Origin of the sequence: Streptomyces kurssanovii, from assembly GCF_040677245.1 — a bacterium.
Classification (GTDB): domain Bacteria; phylum Actinomycetota; class Actinomycetes; order Streptomycetales; family Streptomycetaceae; genus Streptomyces; species Streptomyces kurssanovii.
In genome coordinates this window covers 93974-110009 of sequence record NZ_JBFAQK010000010.1, presented here as the reverse complement: position 1 = coordinate 110009, position 16036 = coordinate 93974, and the positions used below count along the sequence as shown (strand labels likewise).

Here is a 16036-nt window from a genome sequence, read left to right as displayed (position 1 = left end):
GACCGTGCGTACTGATCTTGTGACGATTCCTTCCGACACAACGGAGGCTCGAACCGCATGGGCTCACCCCGCCCCGTACTGATCACCGCCACCCTCACCGCGGCACTCGCCGGTGCTCTCCTCGCGCCCCTTCCCGGCGCCGTGGCCGCTCCCGCGGAGGACCGGCCCCAGCCGCACCCCGTGAGGGAAGGGAGCCGCGAGGCGCCCACGGCGGCGGCCAGGGCGCCGCTCTCCGCGACCGCCGGCGCGCTCACCGACGAGACCCGCGATCTCACCAGGGAGGGCGGATACCCGCGCAGGACCGAACTCGAGGCCCCGCCGGAGAACCCGGCCGATAAGTCGATAAAACTGGGTCTCGCTCCCTATCACTCCCTCGCCCCGCGGCTCAACGCCCTTCAGGCACTGGGCGACCGGGTCAGCGTCGAGGTCGCGGGCCGCTCGGCCGGCGGTCACGAGCTGTACCTCGTCACCGTCACCGCGCCGGAGACCGCCGCCCAGGCGCGCGACCAGGAGCGGATGCGGGAGCGCATCGAGAACGCGCCCGCTGCCGCGGCCGAGGACCGGCACATCAAGACGCGCTACAAGACGCCGGTGTTCATCAACAACAACATCCACGGCAACGAGTGGGAGGGCACGGACGCCGCTCTGAAGCTCATCGAGGAGCTGGCGAAGGCCAAGGACGCGAAGACCGCCGACCTGCTCGCGAAGAACCGCGTCTATCTGAACGTCACGGCCAACCCGGACGGCAGGATCGCCGGGACCCGCGCCAACGCAGGCGGCTTCGACCTGAACCGCGACTTCATCACCGCCACGCAGCCCGAGACACGGGCGATCCGGCAGATCGCGATCGACAAGCAGCCTGCCGTCATGCTCGACCTGCACGGATACGTCAACGGCACCCTGATCGAGCCGACGACCCCGCCGCACGGTGAGAACTACGAGTACGACCTGTTCCTCAAGAACTCCTACGCGAACGCGCTCGGGATGGAGGCGGCCGTCAACGGCCTCGGCTACACGGCGGAGAAGGACGGTGTGCGCCCCGCCGTGATCCCGTTCCGGGACCAGGAGGAGGGCTGGGACGACTGGCCGCCCATCTTCACCCCGCAGTACATGCCCTTCCAGGGGGCTGTCGCCTCGCACACCATCGAGTTCCCGATGGTCGTCAACAACAACGCGTACAACACGCTGCCGGTCGAGGAGCTGCGCCGCAGGGCCGCGATCAACACCGACATCGCGGGCGCGGCGATGCGCGCGACCCTCGACTACACCCACACGCACCGCGCCTCGGTGCTGGCCGACCAGATCGAGACGTTCCGCAGGGGCGCGGCGGGAGAGCCGCAGCGACCCGTCTCCGAGGAGAGTGTCCCGGGTGTGCCGGGCATCGGCCCCGAGGACGTCTACACCGCGAAGTTCCCGAGGGCGTACGTCGTGCCCGCCGGGTCTTCGCAGCGGTCGGCGACCGCGGCGGCACGGCTGGTCGACCATCTCGTCGCCAACGACGTCCGGGTGGAGCGGGCGGTCACCGCGTTCCGGCTGGCGGGCCGTACGTACCCCGCCGGGTCGTACATCGTCGACATGCGCCAGCCCAAGCGCGGTATCGCCAACGTGATCCTGGCCGCCGGCCGCGACATCAGCGCGGACGTCGGCACCATGTACGACATCTCGGGCTGGAGCCTCGGCCTGCTGTGGGGCGCGGACGTGGACGCCGCCGCCTCCGGCGAGCTGCGGGTCCGCACCCGTACGGTCCACGCCGCGGCGCCCACCGGATACGTCGCCCCGCGCGGCGACCTGCGGCTGCGCCTCGACGACCCCAAGGAACTGGCCGCTCTCAACTCCCTGCTGAAGCAGGGGGTCGAGGTCCGGCGCGCCGGTGACGGCTCGGCGATCGTGCCGGGCTCGGCACGTAGCCGGGCGGCCGTACTCGCGGACCGGCTGGGCGTGGCGTTCCACGCCACGCGGGAGAAGGGCACGACCGCGCTGGAGCGGACCCGGGTCGCCGCGGCCGTCACGGCGGGCGAGCTGTTCGCGCTGCGTGACATGGGCTTCGACGTCGTGCCGGTCTCGACGGCGGTGCTGAACGCGGGCTTCGACTGGTCGACGGCCGATGTGCTGTACGTGTCGTCCGGGCTGGACCACGCGAAGCTGACCCCCGCCGCCCGCGCCGCGTTCGAGGCGAGCGGTGTCGGTGTGGTCGGGCTCGGTGAGCAGGGCGCGGCGTTCAACGAGGCGGCGTCGCTCCTCGAGGTCACGGCGGTGGCGGGCAACGGCGACGCCAACGGTGTGGTGCGGGTGCGGAACGCGGGCGGCCCGATCACGGGCGGCGCCCCGGCGCACACCTTCGTCTACTCGCCGATGTGGTTCACCGGGGCGGGCGCCGGGGTGCGGGTGGACCAGTCGTACGCCACGGGCAACCCGCTGGTGTCCGGCCACTGGCGCGCCACGGAGAAGGGCACGGGCGGGCCGGGCGACGCCGCGGGCCAGGCCGCTGTGGTCTCCGGGACGTCGTCGGCCGGCACGCCGGTGGCGTTGTTCGGCACGGAGCCGATGTTCCGGGCGCACCCGAAGGGTGTCTTCGCGCAGATCGGCCGGGCGCTGCTGGCCCGCTGACCTCCCGCACAGGCCGCAGGGCCGCACCCCGGACGGGGTGCGGCCCTGCGTCGTGCTCGGCGCTGCCGGTCAGACCGCGAGGTCGACCGTGATGTTGCCGCGGGTCGCCTTGGAGTACGGGCAGACCTGGTGGGCCTTCTCGAGAAGATCCTTGGCGGTGGCGGCGTCCACGTTCGGGATGGTCGCGGAGATCTTGACGATGATGCCGAAGCCGTCGTCGTTCTTCCCTATGCCGACCTCGGCGGTGACCGTCGAGCCGGAGATGTCCGCCTTCTCCTGGCGGGCGACGACACCGAGGGCCCCTTGGAAGCAGGCGCTGTACCCGGCGGCGAAGAGCTGCTCCGGGTTCGTGCCGGCACCGCTGCCGCCCATCTCCTTGGGCGGGTTGACCACGACGTCGAGCGTGCCGTCGTGCGTGGCGACACGGCCGTCCCGGCCGTTCTCCGCCGTGGCCACCGCGGTGTAGAGCACCTCGGACTGCTGGATGGACATGAAGTCTTCCTCCTGCTGGTTCGCCGCGACTCGCGCCCACGATCGCGACGGCTGGGCAAGAGCCTAACGGGTGAATCAACCGGCGAGGGAAACGATCATCTTGCCGGTGTTCTCGCCGCGGAGCAGTCCGACGAAGGCGTCGTAGCCGTTCTCGATGCCCTCGACGACGGTCTCGTTGTACTTGAGCTCACCGGAGGCGATCCAGCCCGCCACGTCCTGGACGAACTGCGGCTGGAGCGCGGTGTGGTCGTTCACCAGCATGCCCTGGAGGCGCAGCCGCTTGCCGATGACGAGCGCGAGGTTGCGGGGGCCGGGGGTCGGCTCCGTGTCGTTGTACTGGGCGATCATTCCGCAGATGGTCGCCCGGCCGCCGACGTTGAACGACGAGATCGCCGCCTCGAGGTGCTCGCCGCCGACGTTGTCGAAGTAGACGTCGATGCCGTCGGGGGCGGCCTCCTTCAGCTGCGCGGCCACGGGGCCGTTCTTGTAGTTGAAGGCCGCGTCGAAGCCGTACTCCTCGACGAGGAGCTTGACCTTCTCGTCCGAGCCGGCCGAGCCGATGACGCGCGAGGCACCCTTGATCCGGGCCATCTGGCCGACCTGTCCGCCGACGGCACCCGCGGCGCCGGAGACGAACACGGCGTCGCCCTCCTTGAAGGACGCGACGTCGAACAGGCCCGCGTAGGCGGTCAGGCCGGTCATGCCGAGCACGCCGAGGTAGGCCGAGAGCGGCGCGAGCGAGGCGTCGACCTTGGTGGCGTGCTTGGCGGGCACCTCGGCGTACTCCCGCCAGCCGAGGCCGTGCAGTACGTGGTCGCCGACGGCGAAGCCCTCCGCGTCGGAAGCCACGACCTCGCCGACCGCGCCGCCGTCCATGGGCCGGTCGAGCTGGAAGGGCGGGACGTACGACTTCACGTCGTTCATCCGGCCGCGCATGTAGGGGTCGACGGAGAAGTGGAGGTTCCGCACGAGGATGCGGCCTTCCCCGGGCTCGGTGACGGGCGCGTCGCGCAGCGCGAAGTCCTCGGCCTTGGGCCAGCCATGCGGGCGGGCGACAAGGTGCCATTCACGGCCGGACGCGGGAAGTGCGGACATGCTGCGTTCCTCCTAGAAAAGCTTCATTACCTGAAACAACCATGCGCCTGAATATTTCAGGTTGTCAAGTATCGGGTTATCCTGATGTGCATGGCCGCCCAGCGAACAGATCCCCTGACCCTCGAGGTCGTCGAGCTCATCGGCACCGTCGTGGCGCGTTACCACGAGGAGTACGAGCAGGCCGCGGCCGAGCACTCCCTCACGGGGGCACAGGCCCGTGTCCTGGGGCTGCTCTCCATGGAGCCCACTCCCATGCGCCGGATCGCCCAGAAGCTGAGGTGCGAGCCGTCGAACGTGACGGGGATCGTGGACCGGCTCGAGACGCGCGGCCTGGTCGAGCGCCGCCCCGACCCGGCCGACCGCAGGGTGAAGATCGCCGCGGCCACGCAGGAGGGCCGCAGCACGGCACGCCGGCTGCGGGATTCGCTGGACTTCGCGCGCGAGCCGCTGGCGCAGCTGACGGCGGTCGAGCGTTCGGTGTTGCGGGACCTGCTCAGACGGATGCTGGGCGAAGACGTGTCAGAGCCGCCCGCCGCCGGTTCCTGAAGCCCTCGGGCCTCCCGGCACCGCCAGGCCCCGGCGAAGGGGCGGCGGGCCCGGTACGGCCCCGGCCTAGACGCACCAGAACAGAAAGCGGCTGCACGTCTCGCTCGGCGTCGGCTCCGGAGGTGGCGGGTCCTGCTGGCCCGGCTCCTCGGGATCGTCCGGGTCCGAAGAGGTCCCGTCCGTGCTCCCGGGCTCCTCGGAGCTCCCCGGATCGCCGGAGGACGACGCCGAAGGGGAGCCGTCGCCGCTCGGCCCGGCCTCCGACGGCTCGCCGCTCCCGGCACCGGAGCCCGTACGGCCCGAGCCGCCGTCGCCGTCGCCGTCACCACCACCGCCGCCCCGGGACTTCCCCGGTCGGGGCGAGGACGACTTCGTGACGGCCGGCTCCTTCACATGACCCGGGGCGTCCGGCGACTCGTCGGACGCCGTCGGCTCCGGTATCTCCGACTCGACGACCGGATCCTCCTTGACCGCCGTCGCCGCGCCGTCGTCGCCGGAGTCCTCCATCGCCAGCTCCGCGAGGCTCAGCGCCCCGGCCGCCAGCACGAGGCCGAGCGCCCCGAGCATCACCTTGCGCCCACGCCGCTTACGGGCACGGCGGCCCGCGGGCTTGCGCCGCGACGGGGCCTGGCGGCGCGAACGGCGCGGCCCGGTGCTGTCCGCGGGCTCGGTCACCACGTCCAGTTCGTAGACGTGGTCGGGCTCGGGAGCACGGGGGCTGTGGTGGCGGAGCTCCTCGACCGGTGTGCCGCACCCGGCACAGGCCAGGGCGCCGTTGAGATGCCGTCCGCACGGGTGGCAGTAATCCATGGCGCCCGCAGATTATTCGGCGACGGGGCACCTGCGGTGGGTCAGCCTGTGCAGATCCTGTGTGGAAAGCTCGATTCCGCGGCGAGCCGACTCGCCGCGGTCGACCCCGCCGACCAGGCAGGATGTCGGCCATGACCCCTGACGCCCGCTTCGGACCACTCGACTTCCAACTGGTGCTGCTGCGCCGGATGGCCGACTTCCAGCCGGGCCTCGCGGAGGACGCGCGGCACGCCCTGGGCGCGTCGCTCGCGCAGCAGCGCGAGGCCAATCGGCGCTGGCAGGCGATGCTGCACGCGCGCGGTTCGCGCGGCGCGTTGTCGCGCTACCGCTCGGTGCTCGGCGAACCCGAACAGGTCCGTCGACGGCGGATCGGCGACCTGGAGTGCGACGCCCTGCTGTGGCCCCTGCCGCTCTGGCCGGACCTGCGCTTCGAGGTACTGGCCGCCGGCAACGGCGCGGTGTGGAACGAGTGGCTGGTGCGGGCCCCGGGAGCGGCCGGCCCGGAACTGCGCACCGCGGACGACCTGGCGCCCTGGTCGTGCACCGTCGACGAGGTGGCGAGGGCCTTCCCGCCGGCCCGTCCCATGGAGGGCTCCGCGCCCACCAGATGGCGGCTCTCGTTCACCCTGCCCGGTGGCGAGATGCGCGTCGCCGAGTTCACCTGGGGCCTGCTGCAACGCCTCGTGGACTGATCTGTCGGCCCGTCAGGTGCTACCCCCGACCGGCGCAGCCCAGCGCGCGCCCCGCCCGCGGCGATCGCACGATGCGAACACGTACCGCACTCGGGAGGACCCGCCGTGACCGTCAGCCTTGAGCAGTTGCGCCGTTGCCATGTGGCAGTCGATCTGGGCGCCGCCAGAACCCGCGTCTTCGTCAAGGGCGTCGGCCTTGTCGTCGACGAACCGAGCGTCGCCGCCGTGAACACCCGCACGGGCGCGCTGATCGCGGTCGGCGAGCTCGCCGAGAAGATGACCGGCCGCACCCCGGGCTACATCCGTGTCGCGCGCCCCGTCTCCGGTGGCACCGTCGTCGACATCGACATGGCCCAGCGGATGCTGCGTCATCTGCTCGGGGAGAAGCTCCGCCGGCAGCTGCGCCGCAAGCCCCGGCTCCGCGCGGCCGCCAGCACCCCGCACGACAGCGACCCCCTCGCCCAGCGCGCCACCGTCGAGACACTGGTCGGCCTCGGCGCCCGCCGGGTCGAGCTGGTGGACACCCTGATCGCGGCCGCCGTCGGCTGCGGCCTCCCGGTGGAGCAGCCGAGCGCGACCATGATCATGGTGTGCGGCGCCGCGACCACACAGATCGCCGTCCTCTCCCTCGGCTCGATCGTCACCGCCACCCGTATCCCCATCGGCGGCAACGCCATCGACCACGCGGTGATCCAGCACCTGCGCCACCGGCACGAGCTGATGCTGCCCAGCCAGTCCGTACGGCCGCTCCAGGTCGCCCTGCACGGCAACGGCCTCACCTCGCAGGGCCCCGAGGTGACGGAGATCCACGGCCGGGACGTCGCCACGGGTCTCGCCCGCTCCGTCCGCGTCGACACGGCCGCCGTGCGGGAGGCGATCCACACCCCGCTCACCTCGGTGCTCGACGGGATCGGCAGGGTGCTGCGGGACTGCCCGCCTGACCTCGTCGCCGACCTCGTCGACCGCGGCATCATGATGGTCGGCGGCAGCGCTCTGCTGCCGGGCCTGGACCAGATGCTGCACAACGCCACCGGGATGACGGTCACCATCGCGGAACGGCCCGACACCTGCACGGTGCAAGGGCTCGGCGCGATGCTCGAGGGCCGGATCCAGCCCCTGGACCTCGAGTCGCTCGCCACGGCCGACTGAGACCGGCACTGGAGACGGGACGGTGACCACCGGCCCCGAGGACTCCGCGGCCGGACCGGGCGCAGGCGCCCCGGACGCCCCGGACGGACCCCGCACGAGCGGACCGGCCACCCCGGGCGACGCCGGCCGCCCGGGGCAGCGGCCTGCCGGGGCGCCGCGGCTCGCCGCGCTCATCGAGGCGGTGACCGGCATCGGCACCGACCTCGATCTGCGCACCACCCTCCAGCAGATCGTGGACACCGCCGCCGTACTGACCGGTGCGCACGACGCGTCCCTGGACGTGGCCGACCCCGAGCGGGGCGGCGTCGCCGAACGGTTCACGGCCACGGCGGGCGGCGCGGGGCAACGCCCCCTGCCGGCAGGCGGCCTTTCCACACCCGCGGACGCGCCCCAGGCAGGCCCCGAGCCGCTGCGCATCCCGATCAGGGTGGACACCGAGATGTTCGGCGACCTGCGCCTGACCCCGCGGGACGGCGACGCGTTCACCGAGGAGGACCTGGCGCTGCTGCAGGTCCTCGCGGCGCAGGCCGGTATCGCCATCGGAAACGCACGGCTGCACGAGACGGCCCGGCAGCGCGAACGCTGGATCGAGGGCGCCGCGGCCGTCACCAACGCGCTGCTCACCGGCGAAAGCGCCGACGACGCGCTGATGACCGTGGCCGAGCAGGCACGCGACCTCGCGGATGCCGCCGCCGGCGTGGTGCTCCAGCCCACCGAAGAGGGCGGCATGGAGATCGTCACGGCCTCCACCCTCGACGACCCGCGGGACATCGTCGGCACGACCATCCGGCCCGGTTCGCCGGTGCTCGCCCAACTCCTCGGCGGTGAACCGGTGTTCATCGACGACTCGGCCACCGATCCGCGGATGACCACCCCCGTCCGCAGCCGCTTCGGGCCGAGCATGATGCTGCCGCTGCAGAGCGGCGGGCGGCTGATCGGCACCCTGGCGCTGCCGAGGCGGCGGGGCGGCCGCCCGTACACCGGTCTGGAACGGCTGCTGGCCACCCAGTTCGCCTCACACGCCGCACTCGCGCTGGTGCTCGCGGACGCCCGGCACAACCGTGAACAGCTCGCCGTGTACGAGGACCGGGACCGGATCGCCCGGGATCTGCACGACCTCGTCGTCCAGCGGCTGTTCGCCACCGAGATGATGCTCGAGTCGACGCGCCGGCGGGCCGAGGCCGGGGCGACGGACCGGTTGCTGAGCCAGGCCGTCGACGAACTCGACTCGACCATCCAGGAGGTGCGGACGACGATCTTCGCCCTCCAGCAGCCGCCCGCCGACGCGCCGGCGACCTTCAGGGGCCAGGTGCTGCGCGAGACCCGCGGGGCGGCCGTGCCGCTCGGGGTGCTTCCGTCGGTGCACTTCAGCGGCGCCGTCGACACCCTGGTCCAGGAGCCGGTGGACCGTGAGCTGCTGGCGACGCTCCGTGGCGCCCTGGCCGCCGCGCACCGCAGGAGCGACGTCTCGTCGGTCGACGTGCACGTCGACGCGACGGTACGGCTGCCGGACGGACGGCAGGGCGTACGGCTGACGGTGACGGACGACGGCCTGGACGACGAGGGCACCAGGGGTACGACGCTGACCTGGCATCACCCGCTGTAGCACGCGCCCCGAGCCGGGCGCTGTGGTGCGGGGGGCCGCCCGAGCGGGCCGGAGCCGGAGCGGGTCGGGAGCGGGTCGGGTCCGGGCGCCGGACGCTTCGTCGTCCGCGCGCCCGCGGCGGCTCGGTGCGCCGGAACCCCCGACCGGGCGGCGGCGACCGTCACCGCCCGGCCGGCCTCCCCCGTGGACGCCGGCCGGGCGGTAGGCATTCCCCCGTCGGCCGTCGCCGATCCTGCCGGACTCGAGGGATCCGGCGCATCGTTCCCTGGAGGGAGCCGGCCGCCCGGCGGCTCCTCCGCATGGGGGAGACAATGGCCGTCCCGGGAGACCCGCCGGGTGCGGCATGCGACGACACCAGGAGGCCGACGAGTGAGTTCCCTCTTCCCAGCGCTGGCGGCGACCGCCACCGGCACCGACCGGATCGCCCTCCGGTTCGGGGAACGGTCGCTGACCTACGGGCAGTTGCGGGGCGCGGCGGGTGCCCTCGCGCTACGGATCGGCGGGGCGGAGCGGGTCGCGCTGTGGGCCGGCCCCACCCTCGAGACCGCGGTCGGCGTCGTGGCGGCGCTGCTGGCCGGCGTACCGGTCGTGCCGTTGAACCCGCGGACCGGTGACCGGGAGCTGGCGCACATCGTGGCGGACAGCGGCCCCTCCGCGGTGCTCGCCGCACCGGACGACCGGCTGCCCGCGGCCCTCGCGCCGTTGAGGCGGATCGACATCACGGTGACGGGCACGGCGGGCGAGCTGCCCCCGGAGCCGGCGGCCGAGTCCCCCGCGCTGATCGTCTACACCTCCGGCACCACCGGCCCGCCCAAGGGCGCGGTGCTGCCCCGGCGGGCGGTCGCCGCCTCGCTCGACGCGCTGCGGGACGCCTGGCAGTGGGGCTCCGACGACGTCCTGGTGCACGCCCTGCCGCTGTTCCATGTGCACGGGCTGATCCTCGGCGTGCTCGGACCGCTGCGCCGCGGCGGCGAGGTACGCCATCTGGGCCACTTCGGCCCGGAGGGCGTGGCACGGGAGCTGGGCTCGGGCGGCACGATGCTCTTCGGCGTGCCCACGATGTACCACCGGCTGGCGGAGGCGCTCGACGGCGACGCCGAGCTGACGAAGGCGCTGTCCGGCGCGCGGCTGCTGGTCTCCGGTTCGGCCGCCCTGCCGCTGCCCGACCACGCCCGCATCGCGGAGGCGACGGGGCGCCGGGTGATCGAGCGGTACGGGATGACGGAGACCCTGATGAACACCAGCGTCCGCATCGACGGCGAGGCCCGGCCGGGCACCGTCGGCGTGCCGCTGCGCGGCGTGGAGCTGCGGTTGGTGGAGGAGGACGGCACGGAGATCGCCGCACACGACGGCGAGACGATCGGCGAGATCCAGGTGCGCGGCGACAACCTTTTCACCGAGTACCTGAACCGTCCCGACGCCACGGCCGCCGCCTTCGACGGGGACTGGTTCCGCACCGGCGACATGGCCGTGCGCGAACCGGACGGCTACGTGCGCATCGTCGGCAGGAAGAGCACCGACCTGATCAAGAGCGGCGGCTACAAGATCGGTGCGGGCGAGATCGAGAACGTGCTGCTCGACCATCCGGCCGTCCGCGAGGCCGCGGTGACCGGCGAGCCCGACGCGGACCTGGGCGAGCGGGTGGTCGCCTGGATCGTCGCCGCCGACCCCGCGGACCCGCCGTCCGCGGAGGAGCTGACCGCCCACGTCGCCTCCCAACTCGCCCCGCACAAACGGCCGCGGACGGTCCGGTTCCTCGACGTCCTGCCGCGCAACGACATGGGCAAGATCATGAAGCGGGTGCTCCATGGCTGAGCGTGTGTCCGCCCGCGAGGCGATCGCCCTGGTCAGCGACGGTTTCACCGAGCAGCAGCTCGCCGACCTGCCCGACGCGGGCGACGGCCCGCTCGGCTGGGAGGGCTACGGAGCACAGCGCGACCGCGCCGCGCGCCGGACCGGCTCGGCCGAGTCCGTCGTCTACGGCACGGCGCTGCTCGGCGGCACCGAATGCGTGCTGATCTCCTTCGAGTTCGGCTTTCTCGGCGGTTCGCTGAGCGAGCGGGCCGGGGACAGGCTGGAGGCCGCGTACGGGCTGGCACGTGAGCGGCGGCTGCCGCTCGTCTCGTTGATCGCGACCGGCGGCAGCCGGATGCAGGAGGGGATGATCGCGCTCGGCCAGCTCCAGCGGGTCGCCCGCGCGTCGGTGCTGCTCCGGGAGGCGGGCGTGGCGCACATCGCCGTGCTCCGCGATCCGACGACCGGCGGCGGCTGGGCCACGCTCGGCGCGGGCGCCGACGTGATCCTCGCGCTGCCCGGCGCCCAGGTCGGCTTCGCCGGCTCGCGCGTGCGTCCGGCGGACGCGGACCCGGCCGCGTACACGGCGGAGGGCCAGCTCGCCGCGGGCCAGATCGACGCCGTCGTCCCTCCCGGCTCCCTGCGCGAGACGCTCGCGTTCTGGGTGAAGGCGCTCGCCCCGGCGGCCGTGGCCGGGGAACGGGAGCCCGTGGAGCCGCCGCGGGCGCTGGGCGCCGGCGGGGAACCCGCGCGCACCGGATGGGACGCCGTACGGCAGGCGCGCGGCGCGGAGAGGCCGCGGGCCGAGGCGTACCTCGACGACTACTTCACTCGCCGCGAGCCGCTGCGCGGCGACCGGTGCGGCGGCGAGGACCCCGGCATGCTCTGCGGGGTGGGACTGCGGGACGGGCGCCCTGTCGCGTACGTCGCCCAGGGCGGAACCGCGACCAGGCCGGCCGGTTACCGTACCGCCGCCCGGGTCGTGAGGCTCGCCGACCGGCTGGGGCTGCCGGTGCTGACGCTGATCGACACCCCGGGCGCCGCCAACGACGCGGAGGCGGAGCGCTCCGGCGCAGGCGCTGCCATCGCCGAGCTGTTCACGACGATGGCAGCGGCGCGCACACCGCTGACGAGCCTGCTCATCGGCGAGGGCGGCTCCGGGGGTGCGCTGGCGCTGGCCGCGCCGGGCAACACCTGGGCCACGCCGGCGAGTTACTTCTCCGTCATCGCCCCGGAGCTCGCCGCCGCGATCCTCAAGCGCTCCCCCGACCAGGTGCCGCACCTCGCGGACCAGCTACGGCTGCGCCCCGAGGACCTGGTCGAACTGGGCGTCGTGCGGGGCATCGTGGGGCCGGGGTGACGGCGGGAGGCCCGGTACGGCGCACGTACCGGGCCTCCTCTTCTTCGCCTGCGGGCTACTTCACACCCACCGCGCGGATGATCTCCTGTCGCACCGAGCCGCCCTGGTCGTCCTTCGCGGAGGCCCGGACGGAGATGTACAGCGCGTCCGCGGGGACCCGGACCGTGCCCTCCCAGGCCGCGGACCGGCCCCGGGCGCCGTCGAGTTCCACGGCCGTCCAGGTCTTCCCGTCGTCGAACGACACCTCCAGCGACCCGCCGCCGATCCGGCCGGTGCCCGCCGCGCCCTTGACGTACTCGGCGAAGATCCCGATACCGAGGCGCTTGCCGGCCCGGACGTCACCGCGCAGGTCCGTGTCGACGTCGAAGCCGAGGTTGAGCATCGGGAGCACGGTCCGCCGGTCGGCCGGCGTCTCTGCGGAGCGGACGGTCCACTCGGTGTGGCCCTTCGTCGCCAGCCGCCACCGGTCGGCGTCCAGCGTGGTGTCGGTGACCACCTTGTACGTCTTCTCCGCCGGGTCGGCGCCCCAGGCGTAGGCGCCCGAGCTCATCCTGCGGTCCACCAGCTCGCCGTCCGCGTACACCTCGGTGAACTGCGTCATCGACGCATCGCTCCACACGTCGCCGAAGCCGGTGTGGTCGGGGCCGGAGTCGCCCCAGCCGGGGGTGTTGAACTCGAGGTTGTTGCCGGTCCGAGTCTGTCCCCAGCCGAGTCCGGTGCCCAGCCACGGGTGCAGCACCGGCTTGAACCAGTTGAGTTCGGAGCGGCTGCCGCCCTGGTAGGCGGGAGTGCCGCTGCGCTGCTCGAGGGCCCCGGGGCCGTTGGTGACGGACTCGTGCCAGCGCTGTCCGGAGCCGGTGCTGACGTAGTCCGTCCGCTCGACGGGGAAGGCGATCTTCTCGGGGAAGCCGAAGCCGACGGGGAAGGTGTCGGTGATCGAGTAGCGGAACTCGCCGCCGTCCGCGGGCTTCGCCGCGTGGAACCTGCTGTCGAGCACGGCCAGCTCACCCTTGCCGGGCCGGTAGGCGAGGTCGCGGTCCGGTACGGCGCCGGGGTGCCCCTCCGAGAGGTCGTACACGTACGGCGTGTACTGCGTGCCGGTCAGCTCGAGGCGCTGGTGGCGGCGGGCCGCCTCCCGCAGACGGGCGCCGTCCGCAGCGTCGACGGTGGCGACGTGCAGCGGCCGGTCCTCGTAGCTCTCCGTGCCGAACCACGCCATCAGCCGGCCGGGCGCGTCGTCGGTGACGAACAGGGCCTTCGCCCCCGCGTCCTGGGCGTTCTGGGCGAGCTGCGCGGGGCTGACCGCGCCCGTGTGGTGGACGACTACCGCCTTGCCGCGGACGTCCTTGCCCGCGTAGTCGGCCGTGGTTCCCGCGCCCGCGTCGACGACGGCCGTCCGGTGCTTCCCGTCGAGGACGGCCGTGCCGGCCTGGACCCGGGTGCCGCCGAGCAGCCTGCCGCCCGCGGCGACGTCGAGCATGGGCTTGCCGAGGCGCCAGACGGTCCGGTACGCGAACGAGCCGGTCGCGGGCTTGTCGGTGGGCGCCGCGAAGACGCTGTCGTACAGGGGCGGGACCTGCACCGCGCCGCCGTAGGAGACGCCGTTCGCGTCGCGGTCGAACTCCATCAGCAGCTGACGGGTCTCCGTCCGCCTGCCGACGTCGGCGCGCACCTCCCGCAGCGTCCGCCCGTCGAGGGTGATCTCGCGGTCCCGGTCGAGGGTGATCTCGGGGTCCGTGAGGAATCCGAGGCCGAGGGAGTCCTTCCCGTTGCTGCCGTGTACGTCGAGGAAGGAGGAGACGGTGTACGTGCCCGGGGGCAGCCGCAGTTCGAGGGTGCCGGACTCGCCGACCGTCGCCGGGAAGGGGTCGTTGCCCTTCTCCAGCTTCTGCACACCGAGGTGGGCGGCGGTCGCGGCGCCGTCACGGTCGAGGACGCGGACGGTGAGCGTGTACCGCTCCTCCTCCTTCACCAGCCCGACGGCGGTGTGGGCTACGGTGCGCTCCCCGTCCTTCGCGACGATGCGGGCGGAGGTGTTGCCGACGGGCGCACCGGTGCCGTCGCCGGTGACGGACGTCTGCGCCGTGCCGTGCGCGGGCACGGTGAGGGTCGTGTCGGCGAGGGAGAAGACCCCGGCCGGGGCGTTGTCGACGGCGAGGTCCAGGGTGACGGGCGCGTCGGAGTGGTTGGTGTAGGTGACCGTCTTCGTGACGGGCTCGTTCTCCGCGTACGGCCAGCGGAAGAAGCCGAGGCCCGCGCTGCCGGTCGCGGTGACCGTGGCGCCGACCGCGTCCGGGACGTCGAGCCGGCCGGCGCCGAGCGCGTAGGCGGAGGCGTCGAGCTGCTCGGACGTACTCATCAGCGCGTCCTTGAGCTGCTGCCCGCTCCAGTCGGGGTGCTTCTCCGCGAGCAGGGCGGCGACACCAGCGACGTGCGGCGTGGCCATCGAGGTGCCGCTCATCGCGGTGTACGGGCCCTCGCCGGCGGTGAGCTGCGAGCGTGCGGCGAGGATGTCCACGCCGGGCGCGGACAGGTCGGGCTTGAGCGCGTTGTCGCCGAAGCGCGGGCCCTGGCTGGTGAAGTAGGCGGCCTCGTCCGCCGCGTCGACGGCGCCGATGGTGAGCGCGGCGTCGGCGGCGCCGGGCGATCCGATGGAGCCGGGGGCGCCGCTGTTGCCCGCGGCGACGACGAACAGCGCGCCGGTCTCCGCGGAGAGCGTGTTGAGAGCCTGCGCCATCGGGTCCGTGCCGTCGGAGCCCTCCTGCGAACCGAGGCTCATCGACACGATCTTGGCGTCGATGTCCTTGGCGGCCCATTCCATGCCGGCGATGATCTGCGACTCGCTGCCGCTGCCCTCGTCGCTGAGCACCTTGCCGACGGCGAGGTCCGCGCCCGGGGCGACCCCCTTCTCCCGGCCGCCGGACGCGGCGCCGCTACCACCGACGGTGGACGACACATGGGTGCCGTGGCCGTTGCGGTCGGCGACCTCCTCGCCCTCGATGAAGCTCCTCGACTCCGTGACGCGGTCCTTGAGGTCGGGGTGCCCGGCGTCGACGCCCGTGTCGAGGACGGCGACCTTGACGCCCTTGCCGGTGAGCCCGGCCTCCCACGCCGCGGGTGTGCCTATCTGCGCGTTCGACTCGGCCATGTCGGCCTCGACCCGGCCGTCGAGCCACACCTTGGCGACGCCCGCGCCGAACGCCGACCGGGACTTCGCGGAGGTGACGGCACGCCAGAACTCGCCGGACGCCGCCGCCTCGACGGCAGCGCCGTTGACGCTCGGCAGCGCCCGGACGGTCTCCGCGCCACGGGCCTGCGTCCGCGGTGCGCCCTTCGCGTAGCTCACGATGAGCGGCAGACCGTCCTGGCCCGCGAGCCCCTGCTCGATGAGCCCCGTGACGTCGAAGAGCCTCTCGTCCAGCACGCCGGCGGCCAGGTAGGGACGCGCCTCGTCGGGCACGACGGTGACCCGCCCGTCGGAGATCTCGCTGCGCACGGCGCCCACGGCGCCCTCGGGCCGCTGCACCGCCACCGACTTCCGGCCGCCGCCGAGATCCGTGACGGTCACCTTGTCGCCGGTGACCAGCGTGACGGTGTGTGCCGCCTGGGCGGTCCTGGCGGCGGTCCCGGCCGCCGCGTGGACCGGTTCACGGTCGGCGGCGACGGCCTGCCCGGCCGGGAGCAGGACGAGGGACACGCCGGCGGCGATCAGCCGGGCCCTGCGTCTCGCGGGTGCTCTGGTCATGAACGACTCTCCTCGGGACGCCCGGTGGAAGGGGTGGCTCCGGGCGCTGCGAAGAGTCTCGGCGTGATCAAGGCGGTTGCGAACCGGACTTCGCTGGCGGGTACGTGCCATGGCGGCGACCCGCCAGACGGCGCTCCGGG

11 protein-coding genes are annotated in these 16036 nt (G+C 73.4%); 7 read left to right on the top strand and 4 right to left on the bottom strand.

Features of this window, described 5'->3' with window-relative positions:
* Positions 1 to 57 precede the first annotated feature (57 nt).
* On the top strand, positions 58 to 2607 hold the full coding sequence (locus tag AB0K36_RS10900) for a M14 family zinc carboxypeptidase (protein WP_364591329.1): 2550 nt from the start codon (positions 58 to 60) through the stop codon (positions 2605 to 2607).
* A 69-nt stretch (positions 2608 to 2676) separates the two neighbouring features.
* Here AB0K36_RS10900 and AB0K36_RS10895 read toward each other — a convergent pair whose 3' ends face one another.
* Positions 2677 to 3099, bottom strand: a complete 423-nt coding sequence (locus AB0K36_RS10895) for an organic hydroperoxide resistance protein (RefSeq protein ID WP_159692291.1) — start codon at positions 3097 to 3099, stop codon at positions 2677 to 2679.
* A gap of 75 nt (positions 3100 to 3174) precedes the next feature.
* Positions 3175 to 4194, bottom strand: coding sequence for an NADP-dependent oxidoreductase (locus AB0K36_RS10890; RefSeq protein WP_364591326.1), 1020 nt, complete (start codon positions 4192 to 4194; stop codon positions 3175 to 3177).
* A 90-nt stretch (positions 4195 to 4284) separates the two neighbouring features.
* On the opposite strand from AB0K36_RS10890, the gene AB0K36_RS10885 reads away from it, so the two are divergent.
* Positions 4285 to 4740 carry a MarR family winged helix-turn-helix transcriptional regulator gene (locus tag AB0K36_RS10885; RefSeq protein ID WP_364591323.1) on the top strand — a complete coding sequence of 152 codons (456 nt, stop codon included), beginning with the start codon at positions 4285 to 4287 and terminating at the stop codon, positions 4738 to 4740.
* Positions 4741 to 4806: 66 nt separating this feature from the next.
* Here AB0K36_RS10885 and AB0K36_RS10880 read toward each other — a convergent pair whose 3' ends face one another.
* Entirely contained in the window at positions 4807 to 5550 is a 744-nt protein-coding gene (locus AB0K36_RS10880; RefSeq protein ID WP_364591320.1) for an SCO2400 family protein, read from the bottom strand.
* A 131-nt stretch (positions 5551 to 5681) separates the two neighbouring features.
* Here AB0K36_RS10880 and AB0K36_RS10875 point away from each other — a divergent pair, with 131 nt between their 5' ends.
* The 5 genes from AB0K36_RS10875 to AB0K36_RS10855 all read left to right on the top strand — a co-directional run bounded on the left by AB0K36_RS10875 (position 5682) and on the right by AB0K36_RS10855 (position 12151).
* Positions 5682 to 6242: a hypothetical protein gene (locus AB0K36_RS10875; RefSeq protein WP_364591317.1), complete on the top strand. Its 561-nt coding sequence runs from the start codon at positions 5682 to 5684 to the stop codon at positions 6240 to 6242.
* A gap of 105 nt (positions 6243 to 6347) precedes the next feature.
* Entirely contained in the window at positions 6348 to 7391 is a 1044-nt protein-coding gene (locus tag AB0K36_RS10870) for a rod shape-determining protein (protein WP_364591314.1), read from the top strand.
* 22 nt (positions 7392 to 7413) lie between these two features.
* Positions 7414 to 8997, top strand: coding sequence for a GAF domain-containing sensor histidine kinase (locus AB0K36_RS10865; RefSeq protein WP_435877832.1), 1584 nt, complete (start codon positions 7414 to 7416; stop codon positions 8995 to 8997).
* 369 nt (positions 8998 to 9366) lie between these two features.
* Entirely contained in the window at positions 9367 to 10812 is a 1446-nt protein-coding gene (locus AB0K36_RS10860) for an acyl-CoA synthetase (RefSeq protein WP_364591311.1), read from the top strand.
* On the top strand, positions 10805 to 12151 hold the full coding sequence (locus AB0K36_RS10855) for a carboxyl transferase domain-containing protein (protein WP_364591308.1): 1347 nt from the start codon (positions 10805 to 10807) through the stop codon (positions 12149 to 12151). Before AB0K36_RS10860 ends, AB0K36_RS10855 begins: the two co-directional genes overlap by 8 nt.
* A gap of 55 nt (positions 12152 to 12206) precedes the next feature.
* On the opposite strand, the gene AB0K36_RS10850 is transcribed toward AB0K36_RS10855, so the two are convergent.
* Positions 12207 to 15896, bottom strand: coding sequence for a S8 family serine peptidase (locus tag AB0K36_RS10850; RefSeq protein ID WP_364591306.1), 3690 nt, complete (start codon positions 15894 to 15896; stop codon positions 12207 to 12209).
* Positions 15897 to 16036: the final 140 nt, after the last annotated feature.